The organism is Vibrio sp. 10N.286.52.C3 (assembly GCF_041468865.1).
Taxonomy (GTDB): domain Bacteria; phylum Pseudomonadota; class Gammaproteobacteria; order Enterobacterales; family Vibrionaceae; genus Vibrio; species Vibrio crassostreae_C.
This window is the reverse complement of sequence record NZ_JBFRJM010000126.1, coordinates 1-561: the sequence shown is the minus strand read 5'-3', so window position 1 is coordinate 561 and position 561 is coordinate 1. Positions and strand designations below refer to the sequence as shown.

Here is a 561-nt window from a genome sequence, read left to right as displayed (position 1 = left end):
AACTACCCTGCCAGATAGGGTTAATGTACTTATTCTAGGATGAATAGATTGAATTAACTTAACATTTTCTTCTAAAGGAGTATGCTCCATAACGCCTTTGATATCTGAATCGTGAGATAAACTAACCGATTTTTTTTGATCGTTTACTCCCATAAACACTAAAGGAAGGCTTTTAAATAACCCTTCCCTGTTATTGAACACAAAGTTCAGCGCGTTGTCATCCGTACTTAGGACTAAGTCATAACTTGTTTTTGATACTTTAAGCTTGTGTGATAAAGAAGCTTTAAAATTATCTATGTTCGTTTTCCCAGGAAATCTTTTAGAATCCATGTAGTGGATGTCTAGTTCAATATTTTGTCCTTTTAAAGCGTTACTCAACCCTGTTTCAATAGATTCATACGAAGGGAAATTTGTGTGATACGAATGTATGACTAAAACTTTCCATTGCTCTTTAGCGGAAAGCGAGAGGCTTAAAATGATGCTTATGATCGTAAGGCATAGCTTAAAATAGCTATTTAATTTCAATGTCAATTCCTTATTCCCCCTATCTGGCAGGGTAGT

Annotated in this window: 1 pseudogene; it reads right to left on the bottom strand. The window is 34.9% G+C overall.

Features of this window, described 5'->3' with window-relative positions:
• Window positions 1-525 (bottom strand): annotated as a pseudogene (locus AB4138_RS23690) (PAS domain S-box protein); the annotation flags it as partial.
• Window positions 526-561 lie beyond the last annotated feature (36 nt).